The sequence below is a fragment of the Actinomadura luteofluorescens genome (assembly GCF_013409365.1).
Taxonomy (GTDB): Bacteria; Actinomycetota; Actinomycetes; order Streptosporangiales; family Streptosporangiaceae; genus Spirillospora; species Spirillospora luteofluorescens.
The window spans coordinates 1,227,446-1,250,750 of sequence record NZ_JACCBA010000001.1 but is presented as its reverse complement, the minus strand read 5'-3'; the positions used below and the strand labels follow the sequence as shown (position 1 = coordinate 1,250,750).

General features: G+C 73.8%; 21 protein-coding genes and 1 pseudogene. 10 read left to right on the top strand and 12 right to left on the bottom strand.

Annotated features, from left to right (window positions below; translation table 11 throughout):
• Position 1: 1 nt before the first annotated feature.
• Genes BJY14_RS05500 through BJY14_RS47140 form a run of 3 tightly spaced genes read right to left on the bottom strand, consistent with a single transcriptional unit; the run spans position 2 to position 3,878 of the window.
• The gene (locus BJY14_RS05500) at positions 2-1,807 is read right to left on the bottom strand and encodes a GMC family oxidoreductase (RefSeq protein ID WP_218905127.1); all 1,806 of its coding nucleotides are present in this window, start codon (positions 1,805-1,807) and stop codon (positions 2-4) included.
• Complete coding sequence (locus tag BJY14_RS05495) at positions 1,804-3,189, bottom strand: tocopherol cyclase family protein (RefSeq protein WP_218905125.1); 1,386 nt, start codon at positions 3,187-3,189, stop codon at positions 1,804-1,806. Before BJY14_RS05495 ends, BJY14_RS05500 begins: the two co-directional genes overlap by 4 nt.
• On the bottom strand, positions 3,186-3,878 hold the full coding sequence (locus BJY14_RS47140; RefSeq protein WP_179842611.1) for a FadR/GntR family transcriptional regulator: 693 nt from the start codon (positions 3,876-3,878) through the stop codon (positions 3,186-3,188). The genes BJY14_RS05495 and BJY14_RS47140 overlap by 4 nt, the downstream gene beginning before the upstream one ends.
• Positions 3,879-3,979: 101 nt before the next feature.
• Here BJY14_RS47140 and BJY14_RS05485 point away from each other — a divergent pair, with 101 nt between their 5' ends.
• Both BJY14_RS05485 and BJY14_RS05480 read left to right on the top strand, forming a co-directional pair.
• Positions 3,980-4,498 carry a YbaK/EbsC family protein gene (locus tag BJY14_RS05485; RefSeq protein ID WP_179842610.1) on the top strand — a complete coding sequence of 173 codons (519 nt, stop codon included), beginning with the start codon at positions 3,980-3,982 and terminating at the stop codon, positions 4,496-4,498.
• A 28-nt stretch (positions 4,499-4,526) separates the two neighbouring features.
• Positions 4,527-5,129, top strand: coding sequence for an HDIG domain-containing metalloprotein (locus BJY14_RS05480; RefSeq protein ID WP_179842609.1), 603 nt, complete (start codon positions 4,527-4,529; stop codon positions 5,127-5,129).
• Here BJY14_RS05480 and BJY14_RS47135 read toward each other — a convergent pair.
• A complete protein-coding gene (locus BJY14_RS47135; RefSeq protein ID WP_179842608.1) occupies positions 5,093-6,196 on the bottom strand; it encodes an FAD-binding protein in 1,104 nt (367 codons plus the stop codon). The two genes, BJY14_RS05480 and BJY14_RS47135, sit on opposite strands and share 37 nt — an antisense overlap.
• Positions 6,197-6,515: 319 nt before the next feature.
• On the opposite strand from BJY14_RS47135, the gene BJY14_RS05470 reads away from it, so the two are divergent.
• Positions 6,516-7,949 carry an alpha,alpha-trehalose-phosphate synthase (UDP-forming) gene (locus BJY14_RS05470; RefSeq protein WP_179842607.1) on the top strand — a complete coding sequence of 478 codons (1,434 nt, stop codon included), beginning with the start codon at positions 6,516-6,518 and terminating at the stop codon, positions 7,947-7,949.
• Here BJY14_RS05470 and BJY14_RS05465 read toward each other — a convergent pair.
• The gene (locus tag BJY14_RS05465; RefSeq protein WP_179842606.1) at positions 7,930-8,556 is read right to left on the bottom strand and encodes an ATP-binding protein; all 627 of its coding nucleotides are present in this window, start codon (positions 8,554-8,556) and stop codon (positions 7,930-7,932) included. The genes BJY14_RS05470 and BJY14_RS05465 overlap by 20 nt on opposite strands.
• Before the next feature lie 195 nt (positions 8,557-8,751).
• Between BJY14_RS05465 and BJY14_RS05460 the strand changes: the two genes are divergently transcribed.
• From BJY14_RS05460 to BJY14_RS47670, 3 genes and pseudogenes are all read left to right on the top strand, one after another.
• The gene (locus BJY14_RS05460; protein WP_179842605.1) at positions 8,752-8,982 is read left to right on the top strand and encodes a DUF397 domain-containing protein; all 231 of its coding nucleotides are present in this window, start codon (positions 8,752-8,754) and stop codon (positions 8,980-8,982) included.
• A gap of 57 nt (positions 8,983-9,039) precedes the next feature.
• Positions 9,040-10,039 (top strand): annotated as a pseudogene (locus BJY14_RS44915) (AMP-binding protein); the annotation flags it as partial.
• Between the two features lie 204 nt (positions 10,040-10,243).
• Positions 10,244-10,576 carry an AMP-binding enzyme gene (locus BJY14_RS47670; protein ID WP_246396535.1) on the top strand — a complete coding sequence of 111 codons (333 nt, stop codon included), beginning with the start codon at positions 10,244-10,246 and terminating at the stop codon, positions 10,574-10,576.
• Positions 10,577-10,651: 75 nt separating this feature from the next.
• Here the strand turns inward: BJY14_RS47670 and BJY14_RS05450 are convergent, their stop codons facing one another.
• From BJY14_RS05450 to BJY14_RS05430, 5 genes are all read right to left on the bottom strand, one after another.
• The gene (locus tag BJY14_RS05450; RefSeq protein ID WP_246395812.1) at positions 10,652-12,187 is read right to left on the bottom strand and encodes a DHA2 family efflux MFS transporter permease subunit; all 1,536 of its coding nucleotides are present in this window, start codon (positions 12,185-12,187) and stop codon (positions 10,652-10,654) included.
• Positions 12,188-12,503: 316 nt separating this feature from the next.
• On the bottom strand, positions 12,504-12,836 hold the full coding sequence (locus BJY14_RS05445; RefSeq protein ID WP_179842604.1) for a TfoX/Sxy family protein: 333 nt from the start codon (positions 12,834-12,836) through the stop codon (positions 12,504-12,506).
• Between the two features lie 56 nt (positions 12,837-12,892).
• Positions 12,893-14,716 carry a WD40 repeat domain-containing serine/threonine protein kinase gene (locus tag BJY14_RS05440; RefSeq protein WP_179842603.1) on the bottom strand — a complete coding sequence of 608 codons (1,824 nt, stop codon included), beginning with the start codon at positions 14,714-14,716 and terminating at the stop codon, positions 12,893-12,895.
• Between the two features lie 3 nt (positions 14,717-14,719).
• A complete protein-coding gene (locus BJY14_RS05435) occupies positions 14,720-16,696 on the bottom strand; it encodes a WD40 repeat domain-containing serine/threonine protein kinase (protein ID WP_179842602.1) in 1,977 nt (658 codons plus the stop codon).
• Between the two features lie 175 nt (positions 16,697-16,871).
• Positions 16,872-17,279 (bottom strand): DUF4260 family protein, encoded by a 408-nt coding sequence (locus BJY14_RS05430; RefSeq protein ID WP_218905123.1) that lies wholly within the window; start codon positions 17,277-17,279, stop codon positions 16,872-16,874.
• Positions 17,280-17,429: 150 nt separating this feature from the next.
• Here BJY14_RS05430 and BJY14_RS46380 point away from each other — a divergent pair, with 150 nt between their 5' ends.
• The 3 genes from BJY14_RS46380 to BJY14_RS05415 all read left to right on the top strand — a co-directional run bounded on the left by BJY14_RS46380 (position 17,430) and on the right by BJY14_RS05415 (position 19,993).
• Positions 17,430-17,906: a MarR family winged helix-turn-helix transcriptional regulator gene (locus tag BJY14_RS46380; RefSeq protein ID WP_179842601.1), complete on the top strand. Its 477-nt coding sequence runs from the start codon at positions 17,430-17,432 to the stop codon at positions 17,904-17,906.
• Positions 17,907-18,025: 119 nt separating this feature from the next.
• Complete coding sequence (locus BJY14_RS05420) at positions 18,026-18,967, top strand: LLM class flavin-dependent oxidoreductase (RefSeq protein ID WP_312878989.1); 942 nt, start codon at positions 18,026-18,028, stop codon at positions 18,965-18,967.
• Positions 18,968-18,976: 9 nt separating this feature from the next.
• Positions 18,977-19,993, top strand: coding sequence for a hypothetical protein (locus BJY14_RS05415; protein WP_179842600.1), 1,017 nt, complete (start codon positions 18,977-18,979; stop codon positions 19,991-19,993).
• A gap of 354 nt (positions 19,994-20,347) precedes the next feature.
• Here the strand turns inward: BJY14_RS05415 and BJY14_RS05410 are convergent, their stop codons facing one another.
• Together BJY14_RS05410 and BJY14_RS05405 are read right to left on the bottom strand one after the other, a co-directional pair.
• Positions 20,348-21,376, bottom strand: coding sequence for an alpha/beta hydrolase (locus tag BJY14_RS05410; RefSeq protein WP_179842599.1), 1,029 nt, complete (start codon positions 21,374-21,376; stop codon positions 20,348-20,350).
• Positions 21,373-22,284 carry a zinc-binding dehydrogenase gene (locus BJY14_RS05405; RefSeq protein ID WP_179842598.1) on the bottom strand — a complete coding sequence of 304 codons (912 nt, stop codon included), beginning with the start codon at positions 22,282-22,284 and terminating at the stop codon, positions 21,373-21,375. The genes BJY14_RS05410 and BJY14_RS05405 overlap by 4 nt, the downstream gene beginning before the upstream one ends.
• Positions 22,285-22,373: 89 nt before the next feature.
• On the opposite strand from BJY14_RS05405, the gene BJY14_RS05400 reads away from it, so the two are divergent.
• Positions 22,374-23,303 carry a LysR family transcriptional regulator gene (locus tag BJY14_RS05400; protein WP_179842597.1) on the top strand — a complete coding sequence of 310 codons (930 nt, stop codon included), beginning with the start codon at positions 22,374-22,376 and terminating at the stop codon, positions 23,301-23,303.
• Positions 23,304-23,305 lie beyond the last annotated feature (2 nt).

Genomic DNA, 23,305 nt, shown 5'->3' with positions numbered 1-23,305 from the left:
GCTACCCGATCCCCTCGGCGATGCGCAGCGCCATCGCCATGATCGTGAGCTGCGGGTTCACCTCGGGGCAGCTCGGCAGGACCGACGCGTCGGCCACGTGCACGCCCCGCACGCCGCGCAGCCGCCCGGACGGGTCCACCGGCGCCCGCCCCGCGTCGGCGCCCAGCCGCACCGTCCCGGTGGGGTGGAACCCGGCCAGGTGCAGGTCGGAGGCGGACGCCATCGCGACGGCGCGCGTGAGCTCGGCGTCGTCGCGGGCGGACGGGTGGCGGGGCAGGCCGGTGAGGACCTCCTCGGCCCCGGCCGCGAACAGGATCCGCCCCATCGCGACGAGCGCCCGCCGCAGCCGGGCCGCGTCATCCCGGGCCAGGTCGTAGCGGACGAGCGCGCGGTGCCGGGCACCGTGCACGCGGCCGGACGGAGCGTCGGCGATCATCGCGCCGAGCACGGCGAGGCGGTCGGCGCCCTCCAGCGCGCGGCGCAGCGCCCGTCCCGCGCCCGGCAGCGGGAACGAGCTCATGCCAGGCGGGCTCGCGGTCGCCTCGATGAGGATCCCGTCGCCGTGCAGCTCCTCGACGCCGACGCTCTGCATCACCCCAGACCACGACACGACCGGTTCGGCGAACCGCCCGGCGATGTTCGTCGCGGGGTGCACGGCCATTCCGCGTCCCACCTCGGGATGCGCGCCGATCCCCGACCGCCTCAGCAGCAGCGGCGTCTCCAAGGCGCCGGCCGCGACGACGACGCGGGGCGCGAGGATCTCGAAGGCCGTGCCGTCCGGGCGGCGGGCGCGCACGCCGGTGGCGGTGCCGCGCTCGACGAGGATCCGTTCGACCCGGGCCCGGGAGACGATCTGCGCCCCCGCCTCGCAGGCCTGGGGGAGAGCGTTCAGGTGGACGCCGTGCTTGGCGTTGTGCGGGCAGCCGGCGGCGCACTGCCCGCTTCCCACGCAGTCGGGCGCGTTGCGGCGCAGCGGCCCCGCGCGCCAGCCGAGCCGCTCGGCGCCCTCCAGCGCGAGCAGCCCGTTGCGGCCGAGGGGGCCCATGGGCTGCCGCGCGACCCGCAGCGTGGCCTCGACCTCGTCGAGCCGGGCGCCGAAGTCGCCGACCGGCACGCCGAACCCCGCCCACCGCCGCAGCACGCGGTCCGGTGTCCGGTAGCAGGTGCCGCTGTTGACGACGGTCGTCCCGCCGACCGCGCGGCCCTGGGGCAGCAGCACCGGAGGCCGGCCGAGCGCGACGGTGGAGCCGCCGTCCCGGTACAGGTCGAGGAACCGGTCGAGCGGCGGGCGGTCGCGGAACTCGGCGACGGTGAACCGCCGCCCCTCCTCCAGGACCACCACCGACATGCCGCGCCGGGCGAGGGTCCGCGCCGCCATCGCGCCGCCCGCGCCCGACCCGACCACGACGGCGTCGGCGGTGGAGCACGCGGGCCAGCCGCCGGACGGCGTGCAGTCCAGGGGCGCGTCGGGGCGCGGGTCGCCGGAGGCCCTGGGGAGCGGCAGCAGCTCGGTGCCGGCCGCCAGCAGCAGCGGGATCTTCAGCGCCTCCACGAGCCGCGCCGCCGGCTCGCGGGAGGTCAGCAGGGCGCAGAACGCGTCGCGGCGGTCGGCGTCCAGGCCGTCGAGCGGGTGCCCGGTGGCGAGCCGGGACAGCGCGTCCAGCGTGCCCGCGCCGGCGCGCAGGCCGAGCCGCGCGGGCGCCGGGAGCGCCCGGCCGATGGCCTCCGCGCGGGCGGTCACCCGCGCGAGGTCGGCGGCGTCCTCGATGCCGAGGAGCGCCGCGACCGTTCCGGTCAGCGCGCTCACCGCAGCCCCACCTCCGCGTGCCCGGTGCCGTCCAGCCGCCATGCGCGCTCGGTCTCCCAGCCGCGCCCGGCGCGCCGGGCCAGCACGATCCGGACGTCGGCGCGCTCGGAGTTGTGGCAGACGGCCGGGGCGCCGTCCGGGTCGGCGTAGTCGACCGAGACGGTCTCCCCGGGCGGCAGCGTCACCCGCACGTGGACGCGCCGGTCGCCGAGGCGGCCGTGGACCGTCCAGACCGGCAGGCCGATGTCGGCCCGCAGCCGCAGCGCCGCGAGCAGCGGATCGCCTGAGGCCAGGTCGGCGCCGTCCACCCGGAACCGGACGAACGGCAGCGGGGGGAGCCGGTTCATCCCCGGACGCGTCGAGACCGCCGCCACGATCTCGCACACGTCGCCGCCGCCGAGGTCGGCGTGCAGCCACGCCCAGCGCCGCGCGTTCCCGTGCCCGTAGATGCGGGCGGACGCGCCGGGTGCGGCGTCCAGTTCGAGGACGCGGTCGCCGAACCGCACCGTGCCGTCGTACGTCGCGGCCGGCCTCGGAACGATCTGCGCGGCGGGCAGCAGCTCCGACTCCCACGCCCAGCGCGGGAACGTGTAGAGGGGCGGGCCGCCTCCCTTCTCGCGCAGGTCCCAGCCGACGTCCCCGGCCGTTCCGGTGAGACGTCCGTCGGCCTGCTCGACGGGCCCGGCGGCGAACGCGGCGTCCGCCGGGGGACTCCACCTCTCCGGGCCGAACCGGGCGAGCACCGGCGCCTCGCCGGGCGGGAAGACGGCGGCCCACCCGTGTGCCCGCGCCGCGCCCGCGTCCGCCGCGCCCCGCTCCGGCGCGACCAGCTCGTGGTGGATCCACACGCCCGTCCCGGTCGCCGGGTCGGTCAGCGTCGTGTACCAGACTTCCAGCCGCCCGGCCTGCCCGCGCCAGCGCGACCGCATGGGATCGGGTCCGGGGAACCGGAAGCCGCCGAGGAAGCGGACGAGGTCGCGGCGCAGGTCGAAGCGCAGCCGCGCCTCACCGACCACGGCTCCGTCCTCGTCGGTGACCGTGAGCGGCAGGAACGTCATCGACCGGACGGGGCGGCGCGGGGTGACGGTCTTCCAGCCGTCCAGGCGCAGCCGCCGCCCGTCGCCGGCGGTGAAGCCCAGCGTGTAGCGGATCCGGCGTGCCGCGACGGGCGCCACCCGCAGCCGCCCGGACGCCGCCGGGTCGTCCGCCCAGTCCGGCACGCGGACGCGTCCGGTCAGCGCCCCCTCCGCATCGCCCCAGGGGCGCAGCACGCCCGGCAGGTCGGCGGTCAGCTCCAGCCGCATCGGGCGGTCGCGGTCCTCTCCGGCGAGCCGCAGCGACCCCTCCATCACCTCGCCGAAGACCGTGCGCCGCGCGCTCATCGCGAGCCCCGCATGATCGCCTCGGTCTCGGTGAAGTACGCGCCCGCCGCCTCGCGCGCCCGCGCGGCGTCGCCGTCGCACAGCGCCTCGACCAGGGGCGCGAGCCGGTCCGCGGCCGCCGGCGGGTCGGCGAACGCGTGCGTGAAGCCCTCCCGGACGGCGAGGTAGGCGTTGAGCAGGGCGTTGACCATGAACCCGTAGACCCGGTTGCCGGTGGCCGCGGCGATGACCCGGTGGACCTCGCACTCGGCCAGCTGGGCCTCGTCGCCTCCGGCGGCGTCCCTTACCCGCGCGGCCAGCTCCCGCAGCCGGGCCCGCTGCTCGCCGGTGGCGTGGATCGCCGCCTTGGCCGCGACCTGCGCGCCGACCTCGCGCCGCACCTCGAAGATCTCCGCCATCCAGGCCGTTCCGACGGTGCTGACCAGCATCGGCAGCAGTTCGGGCCCGCCCAGCCGCTCGTAGTCGCGGACCCGCGTCCCGACGCCGTGCCGCGTCTCCAGCAGCCCGGCCTGCGCGAGCCGGACGATGGCGTGCTTGAGCGACGTCCGGGTGACCGCGTAGCCGGCGGCGAGGTCCCGCTCCGGCGGCAGGTATGAGCCGGGCGGGTAGCGGCCGCCGAGCACGTCGTCGCGCAGCCGGTCGACGAGCGCGTCGACGACCGTGTCGCGGGGGATCGGGGTGGGCGGCACCGATGACCTCCAGAGGTCGAGTGGATGAGCCACTGGACCACGAGCGCGGTCCCGCCGTCAAGACCGTGGCAGGGTGGGGGCATCACGAGAGGGGATGAGACATGGTCGGCACGCTCGACTGGGGACCGGTGAACGAACGGAGCGGCCTGCTGGCGGATCCGGTGGCCGCGGCGACCGGCGGCGTTCCCGGCGCGCAGGCCGCCGAGATCGACCCGGACCTCGCCGACACGGCGGCGTTCTGCGAGCGCTACGGCGTCCCGCTCGACGTGAGCGCCAACTGCGTCGTCGTCGCCGCCAAGCGCGGCGGCGAGGTCTCCTACGCCGCCTGCATGGTCCTCGCCACCGGCCGCGCCGACGTCAACGGCGTGGTCCGCAAGCACCTGGGCGCCCGGAAGGTCTCCTTCGCCCCGATGGCCGACGCCACGTCCCTGACCGGCATGGAGTACGGCGGCATCACCCCCGTCGGCCTCCCCGCGGGCTGGCCGATCCTCGTGGACGAGGCCGTCGCCGCCGCCCCGCAGGTCGTCATCGGCAGCGGCCTGCGGAAATCCAAGATCCTCCTACCGGGCAAGGCCCTCACCGGGCTCCCCGGGGCGGAGGTCATCGCGCTGGCGCGGTGAGGGGGCCGGGAGGCGCTACGGTGCCGGGATGCCCTCCCCGATCCTGCGCCGCGCGCTGACCGAACCCGGGCTCCGTCCGCTGCCGGAGCGGGCCGCCCGCCTCCTGGAGGATCTCGACGCCCCGCCCCGCCTGGCCGCCCATCTGCGGGCCGTCCACGACGTGGCCGCCGAGCTCGTCGGCTGGGCGCGAGAGCACCACCCCGGCCTCGCCGTGGACGCGGAGGCCGTGCTGTTCGGCGCGGCCACCCACGACATCGGCAAGGCGCTGCACCCGGCCGAGCTGTCCGGCCCGGGCGCCGAGCACGAGCGCGCCGGGCACGCCCTGCTCCGGGAGCGGGGCGTGGAGGAGCGGCTCGCGCGCTTCGCCCGCACCCACGCGTCCTGGGACGAGCCCGGCATCGGCATCGACGACCTGCTCGTCAGCCTCGCCGACGCGATCTGGAAGGGCGAGCGCCTCTCCGAACTCGAACAGCGGCTCGTGGAGGTGCTCGCCGCCGCGTCCGGCCGGGCGGAGTGGGAGGAGTTCATGGACCTCGACGACGCCTGCGACCGGATCGCCGCGGGGGCCGACCGGCGCCTCGCCTTCCAGTCCGCCTACCCCGTCGCCGGCGGGACCGAGTCGACGGCGTAGCGGACCCCGCCGACCTCCTCGGCGCGGTCGAGCAGGGCCCGGTTGGCGGCGAGCATCTCCGCGACGGACGCGCATCCCGGCGAGGCGGTGCGCAGCATGCCGAACAGCACGGGGTCGCCCGGCGCCGCGAGCATCGGGACATGGCCGACCCGCAGCGCCTTGACCACGATGAGGCCGCCGAGGCCGATGTCCGCCGCGGTCATGCCGGCGACCGTCGATCCGATCACCGCCGCGGCCGCGGCGCCGGGCAGCAGGACGATGCCCCACGGGTGCGGGCGCGCCCACTCGCCGAGCGCGATCAGCTCCTCCACGTCGGGACGCATCCGGTCGGCGAAGTCGGCGTAGGAGAGCTCCTCGGTCTCCGCCGTGCCGGCGGGGGGCTCGCCCGGCCCGTACAGGACGGCCTTGGCCTCGTACGCCCAGCCGTCCTCCGAGGGCTTGACCCGGCCCGCGATGTGCTCGGCCGCCGTCTCGCGCTGGACGCGCAGGAGGTCAGCGGCGTCCCGGCACGGGACCGTGCAGCTCAGCACCCGGTCCGGCGCCGGGACGAGCCGCAGCGTCGCCGCGGTGATGACGCCGTGCCGGCCCAGCCCGCCGCGGACCGCGTCGAACACGTCCGGGCGGACGCCGGGGGAGCAGGTCACGGGCTCCCCGTCCACGACGACCTCCAGCGCGAGGACGTTCTCGGCCTGCGTCCCGTACCGGTGGGAGGTCCCGCCGATGCCGCCCGCGGAGACCGTTCCGCCGACGGTGACGTCGAGGTGGTCGGTCAGGACGGGCGGGGTCAGCCCGAGCGGCAGCGTCGCGGCGAGAACCGCGCGCCAGCTCGTCCCCGCGCCGACGACCGCGCGGTCCGGGCCGACGTCGCGCACGCCCGCCAGCCCGCCGAGGTCGATCGAGACGCCCGATGTCAGCGACTGCCCGTAGGTGGAGTGCCCGAGGCCGCGCGGCACCGGCTCCAGGCCCTGCGCGGCGGCCTCGCGGATCGCCGCCGCGGCCTCCCGCGCCGACTCCGGCCGGACGACCCGCGCGGGCGAGCGTTCGATGATCCCCCCGAAGTCGCGCACAGCGATGCTCCCCCCGGCCGGTGGTCTCCCCCTCCGGTCACGTTAGCCCGGCGCGGCGCCGGGCGCCGGGGCGTCCGCGAGTGTGATCTGGGTCACTTTTGACTTCCGCCGCCCGCGCCGCGTGACTCCTGCATCAACAGGGGTCACCTGCCGGGAAAGGAATATGGCCCGATCCAATCCCGCCTCCAGGCCGCCCCGCCCGCCTGACTTCGTCCTTTGCGGGCTTCGGGTCCTTTGCGTCGAAATGACAAGATGTTCCCGTTGGCCGTTTGTGGGCATGAGTGAGCGCTGAGAGTTTCCTGGAGAGGCGGGTCGCAGAGTGTCGCGCGGTAGTGAGTTCGTTGTGGTGGCCAACCGGTTGCCGGTGGACCGGAACGTCGGAGCCGACGGCGTCCCGCGCTGGCGGCGCAGTCCGGGCGGACTGGTCAGCGCGATCGCCCCGGTGATGAGGCGCAGGCAGGGCACCTGGATCGGCTGGACGGGCGCGCCGGACGAGGAACTGGAGCCGTTCGAGGAGGACGGCATGTCGCTGCACCCCATCGCGCAGTCCGCGCGGGAGGTGGAGCTCTACTACGAAGGCTTCTCGAACGCCACGCTGTGGCCGCTCTACCACGACGTCGTCGCCACGCCCGTCTACGACCGGGCGATGTGGGACGCCTATGTCCAAGTCAACCGGCGCTTCGCCGAGGCGGCGGCGAAGGTCGCCTCGAAGGAAGCCATCGTCTGGGTGCAGGACTACCAGCTCCAGCTCGTGCCGCAGATGCTCCGTGAGCTGCGTCCCGACCTGCGGATCGGCTTCTTCCTGCACATCCCCTTCCCGCCGGTGGAGCTGTTCTGGCAGCTGCCGTGGCGGCGGCGGATCCTGGAGGGGCTGCTCGGCGCCGACCTGGTCGGCTTCCAGCTTCCCGGGGCGGCGGCGAACTTCGTGCGGCTCTGCCGGCGGCTCCTGGACGCCCGGTTCTCCAAGCAGAACGTCTTCTGGGACGACCGCGTCGTGCGTGCCCGGGCGTTCCCCATCTCGGTGGACGTGGGCGAGCTGAACGACCTGGTCGGGCGCGAGGACGTCCTGGAGCGGGCGCAGGAGATCCGCACCGACCTCGGCGACGCCACCGTGCTGCTGGGCGTCGACCGCCTCGACTACACCAAGGGCATCACGCAGCGGCTCCAGGCCTTCGGGGAGCTGGTCGCAGAGGGCCACATCAAACCGGGGCAGGCGGTGTTCGTGCAGATCGCGACGCCGAGCCGGGAGCGCGTCGAGCAGTACCAGCTGCTGCGGGAGGAGATCGAGCAGCTGGTCGGGCGGATCAACGGCGAGCACGGCGAGATCGGGTTTCCGGTCATCCACTACCTGCACAGCTCGTATGACCGCCCCGAGCTGGCCGCGCTGTACCTCGCGGCGGACGTGATGGTGGTGACCCCGCTGCGCGACGGCATGAACCTGGTCGCCAAGGAGTACGTGGCCTGCCGCAAGGACCTGCGGGGCGCGCTCGTGCTCAGCGAGTTCACCGGGGCCGCCGCCGAGCTCAAGCGCGGCGCCTTCCAGGTCAACCCCTACGACATCGACGGCCTGAAGGGGACGCTGATGGCCGCGCTGAACGCCGAGCCCGCCGAGCAGGCGCGGCGCATGCGCGTCATGCGCCGCCGCGTCATCGAGCATGACGTGGACCGGTGGGCGCAGGAGTTCCTCAGCGAGCTGGAGAATCCGGCGCGCCAGGCCACCGCGGAGCAGGTCGTTAGCGGACTGGAGAGCTGAACCGCAGGTCGAAGGCGGCCCAGACCGCCTTACCGCCGGTCGCCAGGCGCGCCCAGCCCCACGAGTCGCTGACCGCGCCGACGACGACGAGGCCGCGACCGCCCTCGGCGCAGCGGTCGGGTTCGGTCGGCACCGGCTCGGGCGCGCGAGCGCCCGGGTCGGTCACCGACACGACCAGCCGCCTCGGGTGGCCGATCAGCACGAGCTGGATGGGGCACAGCGGCAGCGGCTGGGGCAGGCCCTCCAGGCCGTGGCGCAGCGCGTTGGTCACCAGCTCCGACACGGCGACGACCACGTCCCCGGCGTCGTCCGCCAGGCCCCACGCGTCCAGGGTGACCTGGGTGAACTCGCGCGCCGACCGGGGTGCGGTGATCTCCGCCGGGAGCACCCGGCGGGCCGTGCGCGGCGTGCCCGCGTGCGGGGCCGGCCAGAGTCCGGCGAGGCCGGGGGCCGCGGCCGGGCCGCGTGCGGCCTCCGCGGGGACGTTCGAGCCGAGCGTCATCGGCGGGGCGTCCGGCCAGGGCGTGCGGACGGCCGAGAAGTGCCGTGGCCGCCCGCCCCCCGTGGCGGCGGGGGCTGCGACGTCGTCTGCCTGGTCAACGGTCATGGTCAAACCTCAGAGGCGTGCGGGTTGGTCACCGGCGAGCGTTCGCTATCTTGCTCCCCAAGTCGTGCAGATGCAAGACCGTCTGCATGAACCAATGCAAGAACGAATGCACGTGCATCTCGTACCATGGTGTGGGGTGGGGCGAGATCGCGGTCTCCCGGGACAGGGGGGCCGAGACGCCTAAAGGGGGCAAAGATGGACGGCCACCACATGTCGGACGTCCGGGTCGGCGGGCTCGTCTGGCAGAAGAGCCGGCGAAGCAACCCGTCCGGCAACTGCGTCGAGATGGCGGAACTCCCCAACGGGGAGATCGCCGTGCGCAACTCCAGGGACCCCGAGGGAGCGATCCTCGTCTACACGCGCGAGGAGGTGGAGGCGTTCGTCGGGGGAGCCAAGGACGGTGACTTCGACCACATGCTCGTCTGATCCGCCGGCAAACCGAACGGGATTCCATTTACCGGTCCGGCCAGGTAGGTTGCGGCCATGCACCTGGGGCAGATCGCCGCTCGGACGCCCGACAAGCCCGCCGTGGTCATGGCGGGCTCCGGGCGGGTCGTCACCTTCCGGGAACTGAACGAGGAGTCCAACCGGCTCGCGCAGCTGCTCCGCGCGGAGGGGCTGCGCCCGGGGGACCACATCGCGTTCATGCTGGAGAACCATCCGCTCTACCTGGCCGTCGCCTGGGCCGCGCAGCGGTCCGGGCTGTACTACACCGCCGTCAGCTCGCGCCTCCAGCCCGACGAGCTCGCCTACATCGCGGCCAACTGCGAGGCGAAGGTCTTCATCGCCAGCGCCGCGATGGAGGCCGCCGCCCAGTCGCCGCCGGACGTGCCGCTGCGCCTGATGCTCGGCGGCACCGCCCCCGGCTACGACTCCTACGAGGAGCGCGTCGCCCGGCATCCGCCCACGCCCATCGAGGACGAGTGCGAGGGCGCGGACATGCTCTACTCGTCCGGCACGACCGGCCGCCCCAAGGGCGTGAAACCGGCCCTGTCCAAGGCGCCGATGGGCGAGGGCGGGACGCTGTACCAGCTCCTGGCGTTCCTCTTCCAGCCCGACGCCGACTCGGTCTACCTCTCCCCGGCGCCGCTCTACCACGCCGCGCCGCTGCGGTACTCGCTCAACTTCCACCGGTTCGGCGCCACCGTCGTCGTGATGGAGAGGTTCGACGCCGAGCAGGCCCCTCGCCGCCATCGAGAAGTACGGCGTCACCCACAGCCAGTGGGTGCCGACCATGTTCATCCGGATGCTCAAGCTGCCGGAGGAGACCCGCGCCCGCTACGACGTGTCGTCGCTGCGCTGCGCCGTGCACGCCGCCGCGCCCTGCCCCGTCCCGGTCAAGGAACAGATGATCGCCTGGTGGGGGCCGATCCTGCACGAGTACTACGCGGGCACCGAGGGCAACTGCTTCGTCTACACGAACTCGGAGGACTGGCTCGCCCACAAGGGCACCGTCGGGCGCCCCATCCTCGGCGAGGTCCACGTCTGCGACGAGGAGGGCCGGGAGCTGCCGCCGGGAGAGCCCGGCACGCTCTACTTCGGCAACGGCCCCGAGTTCGAGTACCACGCCGACGAGGCCAAGACCGCCGCGTCCCGCGACCCCTGGGGGCACGGCTGGACCACCCTCGGCGACGTCGGCCACGTCGACGCCGACGGCTTCCTCCACCTCACCGACCGGCGCGCCTACATGATCATCAGCGGCGGGGTGAACATCTACCCGCAGGAGGCCGAGAACGTCCTCGCGGTGCATCCGAAGGTCGCCGACGTCGCGGTGTTCGGCGTCCCGGACGCCGAGATGGGGGAGGCGGTCAAGGCCGTCGTCCAGCCGCCGTCCATGGACGACGCGGGCCCCGCGCTGGAGGCCGAGCTGATCGCGTACTGCCGCGACCGGCTCGCCCACTACAAGTGCCCGCGCTCGGTCGACTTCCGCGCCGAGCTGCCCCGGCACCCGACCGGCAAGCTCTACAAGCGGCTGCTGAAGGACGAGTACTGGGCGGACGATCGCCCTGCCACGGCCTGAGGCGGCCCTGAACGGCCAAACCCCGGCCGGAGCCCCTCAGGGACCGGCCGGGGTTTGGAACGCGCCAGGGGCGTTCTAGTGCATCGGCATCGGCGCGTCGACCACGGGGGTCTGCGGCTTCTTGCGCGGCAGCAGCAGCGCCGGCAGGAACGCCAGCAGCAGCAGCCCGGCCGAGTACCAGTAGGTGTGCTGGAACGCGTCGGCCATCGGCCCGGCGATCTTCTGCATGATCGCCGGCGGCACCTTCTCGGTGCTGCCGATCTCGCCGCCGCCCCCGCCGCCGAGCTCCGAGACCAGCCGGTTGGCCAGCAGCACGGAGATCATCGCGGTGCCGATGGACGCGGACACCTGCTGGATGATGTTCAGCATCGTGCTCGCCCTCGGCACCTCGTCGTGGACGAGCGTCTGGATGGCCGCCGCCATGGTCGGCATCATCGTCATGCCCATGCCGAGGCCCATCACGAACAGGGTCCCGCCGAGGGCCCAGTAGGAGGTGTCGGCCTCCAGGATCGAGGCGAAGCCCGCCACCGACAGCACCACGACGACCATGCCGACCAGCACGACCCGGCCGGGGCCGATCCGGTCGGTCAGCTTGCCGCCGATCGGCATCGTGATCATCGCGCCGAGGCCCTGCGGGGCCAGCAGCAGGCCGGACTGCAGGGCGCCCTCGCCGCGCACGGTCTGGTAGTACAGCGGCAGCAGCAGCATCGCGCCCATGAAGGCGGCCATGAACAGCACCATCGTGCCGGACGCCGCCGCCACCGAGCGCCGCTTGAGCAGTCGCAGGTCGATCAGCGGGTTCTCGGCGTTCAGCGCGCGGAACACGAAGCCGATCATCAGCACGGCGCCGACCGCCCAGAAGGCCAGCGAGCCGGTCTTCAGGAAGTCCTTCATCTCGGCGCCCTTGGCCACGCCGTAGATCAGCGAGGCCAGGCCGGGGGACAGCAGGAGCAGCCCGATGAAGTCGAGGCGCTCGGCCGGCTTCGGCTCGTCCCGCTTCAGGATCTTCGCCGCCAGCGTCAGCGCGATGATGCCGATCGGCAGGTTGATGAAGAAGATCCACCGCCACGAGACGTCGTCGACGAGGTAGCCGCCGATGATGGGGCCGAGGATCGGGCCGAGCAGCATCGGCACGCCGACGATGCTCATCACCTGCCCGACCCGCTGCGGCCCCGCCGCCTGGGTCAGGATCGTCATGCCGGCCGGCATGATCATGCCGCCGCCCAGACCCTGCAGCACCCGGAAGGCGATCAGGGACTCGGCGGACCAGGCCAGGCCCGCCAGCATCGAGCCGGCGACGAACAGGCCGATGGAGATCATGTAGAGGCGCTTGGTGCCGAACCGGGCCGAGGCCCACCCCGTGATCGGGATCACGGTGGCCAGCGCCAGGGTGTAGCCGGTCGCGACCCACTGGATCGTCGCCAGCGAGGTCTCGAACTCCTTCGCCAGGTCGTTGATCGCGACATTGACGACCGTCACGTCCAGAATGGACATGATCGCCCCGAGGACGACCACCATGGCCGTGGCGAGCACACCGCGGTCCAGTCCTCCTCCGGCGCCGGGTTCCTCCAGCGGGCCGTCCGCCACCTTGGGGGATGCGGGAGCGGTCAACTCTCTTCCAATCGTCAGGCCCGCATGTGGGCACGCGGGGGCCGTGGTCTCGTTGCTCAGGGGGTGTCGGGGCTCGCGCAGGGCTCGCCCCGGGTACTGCCGCAAATTACTGCAGTGACTGACACTTTCGCGAACGATTAAACTTCGAGCGCTCCGGGAGTATTCCAGCGGGGTCCGACAGATCCGCCCTGCTCCGCGCCGTCCGGCCTCCCTCGTCCACCGCGTCCGAGGCCGATCAAGTGTGACGGACGCGACACCCGAGGGGCTCCCCGCCCGCGTGCCCTGGACCGGGCGCCCCGCAGGCCGGTGTCCGAGCCTACTTCGCAGGCAGGGACAGTACGTAGGCGAGCCCCCGGTCCACCCACGCGGCCACCTCGGACGGCGTGGCGCAGGCTTCGGGCGACACCGTGATCCAGCCTCGCATCGGGTGCCCGCGCATGACCGTCGTGGCGGCGCCCGGCTCGGCGAGCACCGCCTCGTGGTCGTCGGGGGAGACCCGGATCATGAGTCCGCCCTCGTTCCTCACGACCACGGCCATGTTGCCGTTCACCATCCAGGCGACTCCGCCGAACATCCGCTTCGGGGTCGCGTCACGCCTCACCCCGAGCAGGTCCTCCACACGTTCGGCCAGTTCCTCGTCGTAGCTCACACCGACATCTTCTCTCCTCGGCCCGCACGCGTCTTCCACGGTCTCGACCAGCGCCGTCAGGCGGAGCCGAAGGTCCAGAGGCGGGTGGTGCCGGCGCCGCTGGTCGTGGCGAAGCTCTGGCCGTCCGGGGCGAAGGCCACGGTCTGGTCGTCGTCGCTGTCCCCGGGGAGCGTTGCCGTGCTGCGGCCTGTCGGGACGTGCCAGAGACGGATGTTCTTCTCGTCGGCGGTGACGAGGGTCTCGCCGTCGGGGCTGAACGCCATGGCATGGACCTCGCCGTCGAGGTTCTTGATGGTCTTCCTGAGCTTGCCGTCGTCCGCGTGCCGCAGTTCGAACCCGTAATAGCCGCCGGTGGAGACCGCCATGGTCTTCCCGTCCGGACTGAACGCGAGGCACGGGACCCCCGTGGCGTAGAGCGGCGCTATCTCGGTGCCGTCGCCGTTCGAGGCGTTCCAGAGCGTGAAGCGGCCGGACAGCGACCGGTCGCCGGCGAGTTTCTCACCGTCCGGGGAGAAGGCCAGCGTGCCGGCGGCGTAGTCGATCTTCATCGGAACGGTCTTGCCGGTGACGGTGTCCCAGATCTGGACGTACGGGGAGCCGCTCTCGCTGCTGACGGCGAGGGCCCGGCCGTCCGGGGCGAACTCGAGCGCCTTGGGGCCTCGCAGCCCGGAGAAGGTCTTGCGGATCCGGCCCGACGCCACGTCCCAGAGGTGGACGGTCCCGTCGCCGCCGCCTGTGGCGAGAGTCCCGGCGTCGGGAGTGAAGGCCATGGGGCGCTTGTAGGTGTCGTCGGAGTTCTCGATCTTGCGGGTGGCGACCTGCGCGGTGGACAGGTCCCAGCGCAGGATCGAGGAGAAGCCCGCGCCCCACAGGGCCCGGCTGTCAGGGGAGAACGCCAGGTCGAAGACCGCGACCTCCGTACTCGGGAGGCTGAAACCGGTGGGGACGCCGCTCGGGGTCTTCGGCACGTTCCGCCTGGCCGAGGGCCACAGCAGGACGGCCGGAACGGCGACGGCGGCGGTCGCCGCGACCCCCGCTCCGCCGAACAGGAAGGCGCGGCGGGGGAGCCCGCGCGGTGGTGCGGAGCTCAGCCCGGTCATGACCTCCTGGACGGACGGCCGCCGCGCGGGGTCCTTCTCCAGGCAGCGGACGACCAGTTCGAGCAGCTGCGGGTCGGTGAGGCCGGCCAGGTCCGGTGGCGCGCCGACGATCTTGTGGACGATCGCCGGGATGGTCGGCGCGTCGAACGGGCCGCGGCCGAGCGCGGCATAGGCGAGCACGCAGCCGAGCGCGAACACGTCGCTCGCCGGGCCGGTGGCGTCGGCGCGCACCTGCTCGGGCGACATGAACGAGAACGTGCCGACGACCGAGCCGGTCGAGGTCAGCGCGGTCGCGTCCGCGGCGCGGGCGATGCCGAAGTCGATGATCCGGGGGCCGTCCGGGGCCATGATGACGTTGCCGGGCTTGAGGTCGCGGTGCACCAGCCCGCACGCGTGGATCGCGGCGAGTCCCTCGGCGAGGCCCCGGCCCAGGGCGCGGAGCTCGGGCGGCGCGAGCGGCCCCTGGCGCAGCACGACCTGCCGCAGGGACGGACCGGGCACGAACGCGGTCACCATCCAGGGCGACGCGGCCTCCGGGTCGGCGTCGACCACCTGCGCGGTGTGGAACCCGCCGACCTTGCGGGCCGCCTCGACCTCGCCGGCGAACCGGCGGCGGAACCCCGGATCGGCGGCGTACTCGGCGCGGACGACCTTCACCGCGACCTTGCGCCCGCTCGGCGAGGAGCCGAGGAACACCTCGCCCATGCCGCCGGCGCCCAGCCGTCCGTCCAGCCGGTACGGGCCGACCTGGCGGGGGTCCTCACTGCGGAGCGGATCCAAGGGTCAGACCTTCCAGAGGGTCACGGTGCCGTCCGCCTTGGCGCCGCCCACGCCGGCCACGGTCCGGCCGTCCGGGGTGAGGACGATCCGCTCGACGGACTGGGGGTGGCCGACGAGCGTCGCGGTGAGCACGCCGGTGGCGGCGTTCCAGATCCGGACGGTCCGGTCGGAGCACGCACCGAGGACGGACGAGCCGTCCGGGGAGAACTTCGCGTCCTTGACCGTCGCATCGCCCGTCTTGATGACGCGCAGGGCGCGGCGTGAGGCGACATCCCAGATCCGGACGGTCCTGTCCGCACCGCTGCTGGCCAACCGTCTGCCATCGGAGCTGAACGCCACACCGGTGACGCTCTCGGTGTGGCCGGCGAGCTGCCCGCGCTTGCGGAGCGTCCGGCCGTCGAGGAGCTGGACGGTGCTCCCGGGCGGCTTGTCGTAGTACCCGTCCACGCCGGCCGCGACGAGCCCGCCGTCCGGGCTGTAGGCGACCGCGTTGACGCCGCTGTGGCGGAGGTCGAACGACGCCAGCCTGCGGCCGGTGCCGGCGTCGAAGAGCCGGACGTCGGGGTTGGCGCCCGCGAGCGTCCGGCCGTCGGGACTGTAGGCCAGCGAGTTCAGGCCGAACTCCCCGCTCCGCACGTTCACCTTGAGGCGGCCGGTGGCCGCGTCCCAGACGAGCAGGAGCCCGGGGGTACTGCAGGAGCTGGCCATGGACCGGCCGTCCGGGCTGAACGCCAGCGCGCTCACCCAGCCCGTCTTCTTGATCGTCCGCAGGACGCGTCCGGTGGCGGCGTCCCACAGCGTGATCGTGGAGTCCAGCCCCCCGGCGGCGAGGGTCCGGCCGTCGGGGGTGAGGGCGACCTCGCTGAGGCTTTTGACGTCGGTGGCGCTGAGCGAGCTGCTGGGGGAGACCAGGCCCTTCGGACGCCGGGCGGGCGCGGGCGGCGCCGCGGCCCCCTTCCCGCCACTCCGGGTCAGGAGGATCCCGGCGGGGACGGCCACGGCGGCGGCCGCCGTGACGGCGCCCGCGCCGATGAGCAGCGCCCGGCGGCCGACGGGAGCCCGCCCGGCGGGCGCGACGGCCGGGGCCTCCTGCTGCCGTGTCGCGACGCGTGTCGCGTTGGGGTGCGTGCTGAGCGCGTCGTCGCCGGGCGGGGAGGACGCCGGCCGCGGCGTCGGGGCCTCGATGCTCCGCGGCGCGGTGATGAGGGCGTCCGGTGTGGGCCGCTGCCCGGGATCCTTGGCCAGGCACGCGGCGATCATGTTGGCCAGGTCGCCGGGCAGTCCGGACAGGTCCGGTTCCTCGTGCAGGACGCGGTGGACGATCGCCGGGATGGACGTGGCGTCGAAGGGGCCGCCGCCGGTCGCGGCGTAGGCGAGGACGCAGCCGAGCGAGAACACGTCGCCGGGCGGGCCGGGAACATCGCCGAGCACCTGTTCCGGCGACATGTAGGCGTAGGTGCCGACGACCACGTTGTGCGAGGTCAGCACGGTCGCGTCGGTCGCGAGGGCGATGCCGAAGTCGATGATCCGGGGCCCGTCCGCCGCCATGATGACGTTGCCGGGCTTGAGGTCGCGGTGCACCAGCCCGCACGCGTGGATCGCGGCCAGGCCCTCCGCCAGCCCCGCCGCGAGCGCCCGGACATCGTCCGGATCGAGGGGCCCGCGCTCGGCGACCACCTCCCTGAGGGACGGCCCCGGGATGAACGCGGTCACCAGCCACGGCGCGTCGGCCTCCGAGTCGGCGTCGACGACCTGCGCGGTGTGGAACCCGCCGACCTTGCGGGCCGCCTCGACCTCGCGGGCGAACCGCCGCCGGAACCGCGCGTCCTCGGCGTGCTCGGCGCGGATGACCTTGACGGCGACGCTGCGGGCGCCGGGCGAGGCCCCGAGGAACACCTGCCCCATGCCGCCGGCGCCGAGCCGGGCCTCCAGCTCGTACGGTCCGATCCGCCGGGGATCACCGGGATGGAGGGGTTCCATGTGCCACCCGTCGTTGGGCCTGCAAGCGTCCGGCCTTTTCTAGCAGACACGAATGTTCCCCTGGCGTCGCCTCGGGGCCGGTGTGACGCACGGCATGAACCGTGCCGGTCGCCCGACTCTCCGTGAGGGTGATCTCGCCGGCCGGTCGCCTGTCGTCGTCAGGCCGGGCCTGCGGTCAGGTGCGCTGGAAGCCCTCCTTGGTGCGCAGCCCGTAGCCGAAGGCGCGGTCGAAGGAGATGTGGGCCAGCCAGCCGCAGAGGCCGGCGAACAAGGGAGCCCAGGTCATCGGCGTGAACGTGTAGACCACCATCAGCGCGAGCGGCACGAGGGCCCGGTGTGCGGCGTTGTAGAACGGCACGGCGCGCGGCTGGAGCCGGCCGCGCTCGACGGTGCGGGCGTCCCGCAGCCCGACGAGGAAGGTCAGGTCGGGGGCGATGAAGAAGGCGAGCGCCAGGAGCGCCGCGAGCCACCCGTGGTTGACGCCTTCGAGGACCGCGAAGGCCGTCCAGAAGAGCGCCCCGGCGAACCATGCGGCGCGCCGGAGGGTGCGGATGCCGGAGTCCCGGACGACGGCTGCGTTCACGATGACGGCCCTTCCGAACGTTGGCTAATGACGTTAGCCAACCGTAAGGCTAAGTATGTTAGCTGTCAAGCTACTGACCTCCGACCGCGGGGCGGTGTGCGGTGATGGCGCGGTAGTTCGTCGCGCGAACTGACGGGCTACTCTGGGCGGGTGGGCAAAGAAGGCGAAGGCCGGATCGGTGTAGTGGCGGCGCTCGTGCGAGGCGCGTTCCTTGTGAACGCCGTTTATGGCGAGTCGGCGCGGGAGTACGGAATCACGGCGCAGCAGGGGCAATTGCTGTGCGTGCTGATGGCGCGGCCGCGGGGGATGGGGGAGCTGGGCGCGATGCTGGGGCTGGCCAAGTCGAGCCTCACCGGCCTGGTGGACCGCACCGAGCGCAACGGCCTGGTCCGGCGCGAGCCCGACCCGCGGGACCTGCGCGCGGTGAGGGTCGCGCTGACCGCCGAGGGGAGCCGGCTGGTCGAGGAGTTCTACGCCGAGACCTGCCGGCGGATCGACCGGCTGCCGGAGGGGCTCAGCGACGCCGAGCGCGGTGCGCTCGCCGATCTGCTCGGCCGGGTCGTGCTGGACAACGAGGTCCCGGTGGTGTTCGCGGAGCCCGGCGAAGGGCCCGCCGGGGAGCGCTGAGACGGTCGACGGGTGTTGCGGTTCGTGGCACGAACTAATATGGTTCGTGTCACGAACTGAAACCTGTCGTGGGAGAGTCCAGAATGATGAGTGCTACGGTTCCGGCCACCGGTGAAAGCGTGCCCCTCTTCGGGTTCGGCGCGCACACGAGCATCGAGGACGTGCCCGGCCTGCTGCGCATGACCCGGCAGGCCGACCGCGACGGCCTCGACCACTTCTCCCTGTCGGACCACCCCTACCTCGGCGATCGCGTGGACGCCTACGCCGCCATCGGGTTCGTGCTCGGACGCACCGAGCGCATCGCGGGCTTCGCCAACGTCACGAACCTGCCGACCCGGCCGGCTCCGCTGCTCGCGCGGGCGGTGACGTCGCTGTCGGCGCTCTCCGGCGGCCGCGTCGTACTCGGCATGGGGGCCGGCGGGCTGTGGGATCGGATCTCCGACATGGGCGTCCCGCGGCTGTCGCCCGGCGACGCCGTGGACGCCTTCGAGGAGGCGATCGTCCTGGTCAGGAAGCTGGCCGGCGGCGGCTCGCCCGTCACCCACCACGGCCGCCACTACTGGGTGGAGAAGATCGAGCCGGCTCCCGTGGACGCGCCGCCCGTCTGGACCGGGTCGGTCGGCCCGAGGTCCCTCGCCGCGACCGGCCGGGTGGCCGACGGCTGGATCCCCGGCCACGCGGCGGACTGGCTCAGCGAGCGCCACCGCACGTCGCGGCCGGTGATCGACGAGGCCGCGGCCGCCGCGGGACGCGACCCGCGCGAGATCCGCACGATCTTCAACCTCCCCGGGCGCGTGACCGACCGGCCCCTGGCGGCCACCCGCGACCGCGACGGGTGCTGGATCGGCGGCTCCCCCGAGCAGTGGGCCGAGGAGCTGACCGGGGCGGTCCTGGAGCACGGCGCGTCCGGCTTCACCCTCTTCTCGCCCAGCGGCGGGACGCAGGACCTCGCCTCCATCGGCCGCTGGGGGCAGGAGATCGCCCCCGCAGTGCGCGAAGCGGTCGCGAAGGAGGTCGGCCCCCCGGCGGAGGCGCGCCGCCAGGGGCCGGCCCGCCGCTAGCATGATCGGATGTCGCAGACGGTGGGGATCGCACGGTTCGTCCGGCAGCCGAGTGACCTGGGCGAATGCCGGGCCGGAACCGACCTGATCGGCAGGGACGAGGTGCAGGCGTTCCTGGGGACCGTCACCGATGTCGACGCCGCCATGGCGGAGCTCGCCGCCGCGTTCGAGTCCGGCGACGTCTTCCGCGCGGGGATGATGGCCTTCGTCTGCGGGGTGCTGGTCGAGCGGGGCGGCTCGGTGACCGTCCCGGTGGACGCGGTCATGCGGGTGACGGAACGTTGCCTGCACCTGGCGAAGGAGTTCGTGGCGCAGGGCGGGGTGAGCGCCGAGGACGAGCTGTTCCAGGTGTCTCCCGACCTTGTCCGGGCCCACCACACCCTGCCGTTCGTCCTCCTCGCGGCCATGACGATGCTCAGCCGCGACGAGGGCGCGCGGCGGCGTCTGCGGGCCCGGTCCCAGGTCGCGCCGTTGGCGGAGGAACTGGAAGACCACTACGAGACCCTCTACTACGTCCGCGAGGTGCTCGCCCTCCTGGACGGCCGGGAGATCCTGCTGCTGGACCCGCGCGGCCGGCGCGGCTTCGTCCTCGGCCTGACCGGCGTCCAGGACCGGATGTACCACTTCTTCGCGCTCGCGCAGGACGCTCTCGAACGCCACGCGGGCCCCGGGTACCTCGGAGCCGAGCCGACCGACCCCGCGAGCGTGCGGTACGCGCGGAACCAGGGCCTGACTCCGCAGGAGCACCAGGAGGCCCAAGAGCTGATCGACCACCAGCGGATCGGATTCCACTACCCGGGCGCCGGCGCGAAACCGGCCCTGTTCTTCCCCGGTTCCGCGCCCTTCGAGGCGATTCCCGTGGTCGACGGCCTTCCCACCCTGTTCCTGGACGAGAAATCGATCCACGCCCAGTGGTCCCCGACGAACATGTACCCGGTCCTGCACGAGGCGCTGGAATCGCGGGTCAGCCTCCGCGAGCTGGCCCCCGGCGAAGCGGAGGCGCGGCTCGCGGTCTTCGCGCGCTAGGCGGTGTTTTCTCAGTCCCGGCCCACTACGCTCGCCTGGCGGCTCGCTACGTGACCTGGCCTTGGCGAACGCGGCATCGCTTCGCGATCTGCCCGGCTTCGCTCGCCTCCGGCTTCGCTCCACCGGGCAGGTCACGCGTTCGCGTGCGCGGCCGAGGCCACTTCGAGACAGACCCTAGGAGTCCAACAGGGTGCGTTCGACGTCTGGGTGTCGGTGTACTCCCGGACGCAGGTGATCTTGCCGTTCCGCACCGTGAACACGCCGAGGCACCGGTTGTCGTGGGCGCTCCCGCCGCGCGCCGCCCCCTTGACGTCCACTCCGCCACGACCTGGTCGCCGACGACGACCACGTTGGTCAGAACGACCTCGCGGGGTCGTGGTCGTGGCCCAGCCGGGCGGCGAGCCAGTCGAGGGTGCCGGGAAGCCAGGCCCAGCGGCGGTTCTCCAGGAGGTGGTTGCCCTCGGGTATCAGGACGTACTCGCCGTTCGCCGCCCGGCGGGCCAGTTCCGCACCGTTGGCGACGCCCGGGATGACGTCCAGCCCGCCGTCCAGGACGCGCAGCGGCTGCGGAACCGGTGGAGCGGTCACCCGTTCGGCGAACTCGCGGGCTGCCGCCTCCCCGCCCATGCGCAGGACGAACGACTCCGTCACGTACGGCGGAAGCTCGTCCCAGGTGAGGGCGGTGGGCCCGCTGACGGTGACGACGGCGCCGATCCGCGGTTCGTGCAGCGCGGCGACGGAGGCGAGGAAGCCGCCCATGCTGAGCCCGACCAGTCCGATGCCGGAAGGCAGACCGTCCACCGCGTCGAAGGCCTGCCGCACGATCCGCTGGTAGTCCGCCGCCCAGGGGCCGCGGACGGCGAGCTCTCCCTGCCCGGGGCCGTCGATGGCGAGCACGGCGAGGCCGCGGTGCAGGAGCGCCTCGGCGATCGGCATGAACTCGACCTTGCCGGAGTTCATGCCCGGCACCAGGACGACCAGGGGGGCGTCCGGGGACGGGCGCCGCAGGACGCCGGTGAATTCGGGGCCGGTGAGGTGCTCGGCGTCCGGTGCGAGGCGGGCGAGCGAGCGGCGCAGGGCGTCGGCGGACGCGGCGGCGGCCCGCCCGTGCTCGGCGAGGTCGGGATTCGGCAGCACCGTGGCGAAATAGAACCACAGCGCGGCGTCGCGGAACGCCTCGCCCGCCGAGCGCGTCAGCCGCGCCTCCCCGGCGAGGGCGAGATGCTCCCGCCCGGTTCGCGTGAACGCGTCCGTCCACTCGCGCAGTGAGGCCAGGCCGGCGGTGACCTCGTCGTACTGGTGGGGGTCGAGGCCGGCGGCGACGGCGCGCGACCGGTTGGCGGCGGCGAAGGGCGCGGCGGGCTCGTCGAAGAAGGCGGTCATCGGTTCTGCTCCAGGGTGAGGACGGCGTTGCCGCGTACGCGGCGCTCGCGGAGATCGGTGAGGACGGCGGCGGTCTCGCTCCAGTCGGCGACGCGGCCGAGTTCGGGGTGCAGGCGCCCGGCCGCGGTCAGCCGGACGAGTGTCGCGAGATCCTCCCCGTACGGGGCGCCCGCGTAGTGGAAGTGCCTGATGGATGCGGATTCCGGGCCGTCGAAGAAGGCGAAGAAGTCGAGCGTCACGGGCCGGCGGCTCGCCTGACCGAACCAGATCAGCGTGCCGCCGGGCCTCACGCGCGCCAGCGCGAGCGGCAGGACGTGCCCGCCCGTGGACTCCAGGGCGACGTCGAACGGGCCGACCGCGTCCCGCACATCGTGGACGACCGTGGCGCCCAGCTCGGCGAGCCGCCGCCCGCGATCGGACGTGGCCGTGACGGCGGTGACCTCGGCTCCCGCGGCGGCCGCGAGCTCGACGAGACAGTGCCCGACCCCTCCTGACGCGCCGGTCAGCAGGACGCGCGTCCCAGCCGTGGCGCCGGACGCGCGCAGCAGGCGCAGCGCGGTGAGCCCGGCCAGCGGCAGCGCGGCGGCCGACCGCACGGACACGGAGGCGGGGATCTCGGCGAGCGACGAGGTGGGGACGGCGACGTACTCCGCCCAGCCCGCCGACGGCGGATGCCCCACGACCCGGCTGCAGGCCGGTGGCCCCGTCCCGTCGGCGGCCGCCTGGACGACGAGGCCCGCGACGTCCTTGCCGGGCCGCCACCCGGGCCGGTCGGACTCCAGCTGGAACAGCTCGCCCCGGTTCACCGAGAACGCCGCGACCTTCAGCAGCGCCTCGTCCGGCCGGGGCACCGGCTCGTCGGCCTCGCCGAACGCCACCGATCCCGCTTCGGGAAGGAGTGCTCTCATGCCCGGCAGGAAACCGGACGGGCGGCGGACCGGTCCAACAGCCGCCGGGCGAGGTTGACAACCATCGGTTGTCGCCCACGATGGGAGCCATGGACCTCGACCTCGGCCAGGTGCGCGCGTTCGTCGCCGTCGCCGACCACCTGCACTTCGGGCGGGCCGCCGAGGAGCTGTCGATCAGCCAGCAGGCGGTGTCCAAGCGGGTGGCCAGGCTGGAGGCGGCGCTCGGCGTCGCGCTCCTGACCCGCGGGAACGTGGAGCCCACCGAGGCGGGGCGCCGTTTCCTGGAGCCGGCGCGGGAGGCGCTGCGGGCCGCGGAGGCCGCGGCCGGCGCGGTCCACGCCGCCGGCCGGCCGCTGCGGATCGACGTCTGGGGCCACCTGTACGGCCCGTCCCGGACGGTCGCCCCGGTGATCGACGCGCGGCCGGAGCTCGACGTCGAACTCGGCATGAGCCGCGACCTTCCCGCCGCGGCGGCGGCACTGCTGCGCGGCGACATCGACGCCGCGTTCGGGCGCGTGCACCCCCCGCTGCCGGACGGGCTGACGCACCGCGTCGTCCGGCTCGAACCCGTGGACGTCCTCGTCGCCGACGGGCATCCGCTCGCCGCCGCGTCCGGCGTCCGCCCGTCCGACCTCGCCGGACGCGACCTGTGGTTCCCCGCGGCGGCCGGCCGGCTCGACTTCATCAGCCGGTTCTGCGACGAGTTCGGCGCCCGCGCCGCGTCCGGCGGAGCCAACCTCGGTGTGGAGCACCTCCTGGCAGGCCTGCTCGCCGAACCGGGACGGATCACGCTGTTCCCCGCCGACGCCCGGCTGCCGGGCGTGCCGGGCGTCCGGGCGATTCCCCTCGCCGACCCGGTCCCGCTCTACGCCTGGTCGCTGATGTGGCCGCGGCAGGCGCCGCACCCGATGATCCCCGCGCTGGTCAGGGGGTTCGCCGAGCACGGGCGGCGGCACCGCTGGCTGGAGTACGACCCGGCCCGCGACTGGCTGCCCGGCGAACCGGGCCCCGCGGACTGACC

Bases quoted from the DNA above. Each gene is read 5' to 3' on its own strand.
- BJY14_RS05405 (WP_179842598.1), bottom strand. From the start codon at position 22,284: ATGAGAGCACTCCTTCCCGAAGCGGGATCGGTGGCGTTCGGCGAGGCC.
- BJY14_RS05415 (WP_179842600.1), top strand. From the start codon at position 18,977: ATGTCGCAGACGGTGGGGATCGCACGGTTCGTCCGGCAGCCGAGTGAC.
- BJY14_RS05465 (WP_179842606.1), bottom strand. From the start codon at position 8,556: ATGACCGTTGACCAGGCAGACGACGTCGCAGCCCCCGCCGCCACGGGG.
- BJY14_RS05410 (WP_179842599.1), bottom strand. From the start codon at position 21,376: ATGACCGCCTTCTTCGACGAGCCCGCCGCGCCCTTCGCCGCCGCCAAC.
- BJY14_RS05495 (WP_218905125.1), bottom strand. From the start codon at position 3,189: ATGAGCGCGCGGCGCACGGTCTTCGGCGAGGTGATGGAGGGGTCGCTG.
- BJY14_RS05480 (WP_179842609.1), top strand. From the start codon at position 4,527: ATGCCCTCCCCGATCCTGCGCCGCGCGCTGACCGAACCCGGGCTCCGT.
- BJY14_RS05485 (WP_179842610.1), top strand. From the start codon at position 3,980: ATGGTCGGCACGCTCGACTGGGGACCGGTGAACGAACGGAGCGGCCTG.
- BJY14_RS05400 (WP_179842597.1), top strand. From the start codon at position 22,374: ATGGACCTCGACCTCGGCCAGGTGCGCGCGTTCGTCGCCGTCGCCGAC.
- BJY14_RS47670 (WP_246396535.1), top strand. From the start codon at position 10,244: ATGATCATCAGCGGCGGGGTGAACATCTACCCGCAGGAGGCCGAGAAC.
- BJY14_RS05460 (WP_179842605.1), top strand. From the start codon at position 8,752: ATGGACGGCCACCACATGTCGGACGTCCGGGTCGGCGGGCTCGTCTGG.
- BJY14_RS05435 (WP_179842602.1), bottom strand. From the start codon at position 16,696: ATGGAACCCCTCCATCCCGGTGATCCCCGGCGGATCGGACCGTACGAG.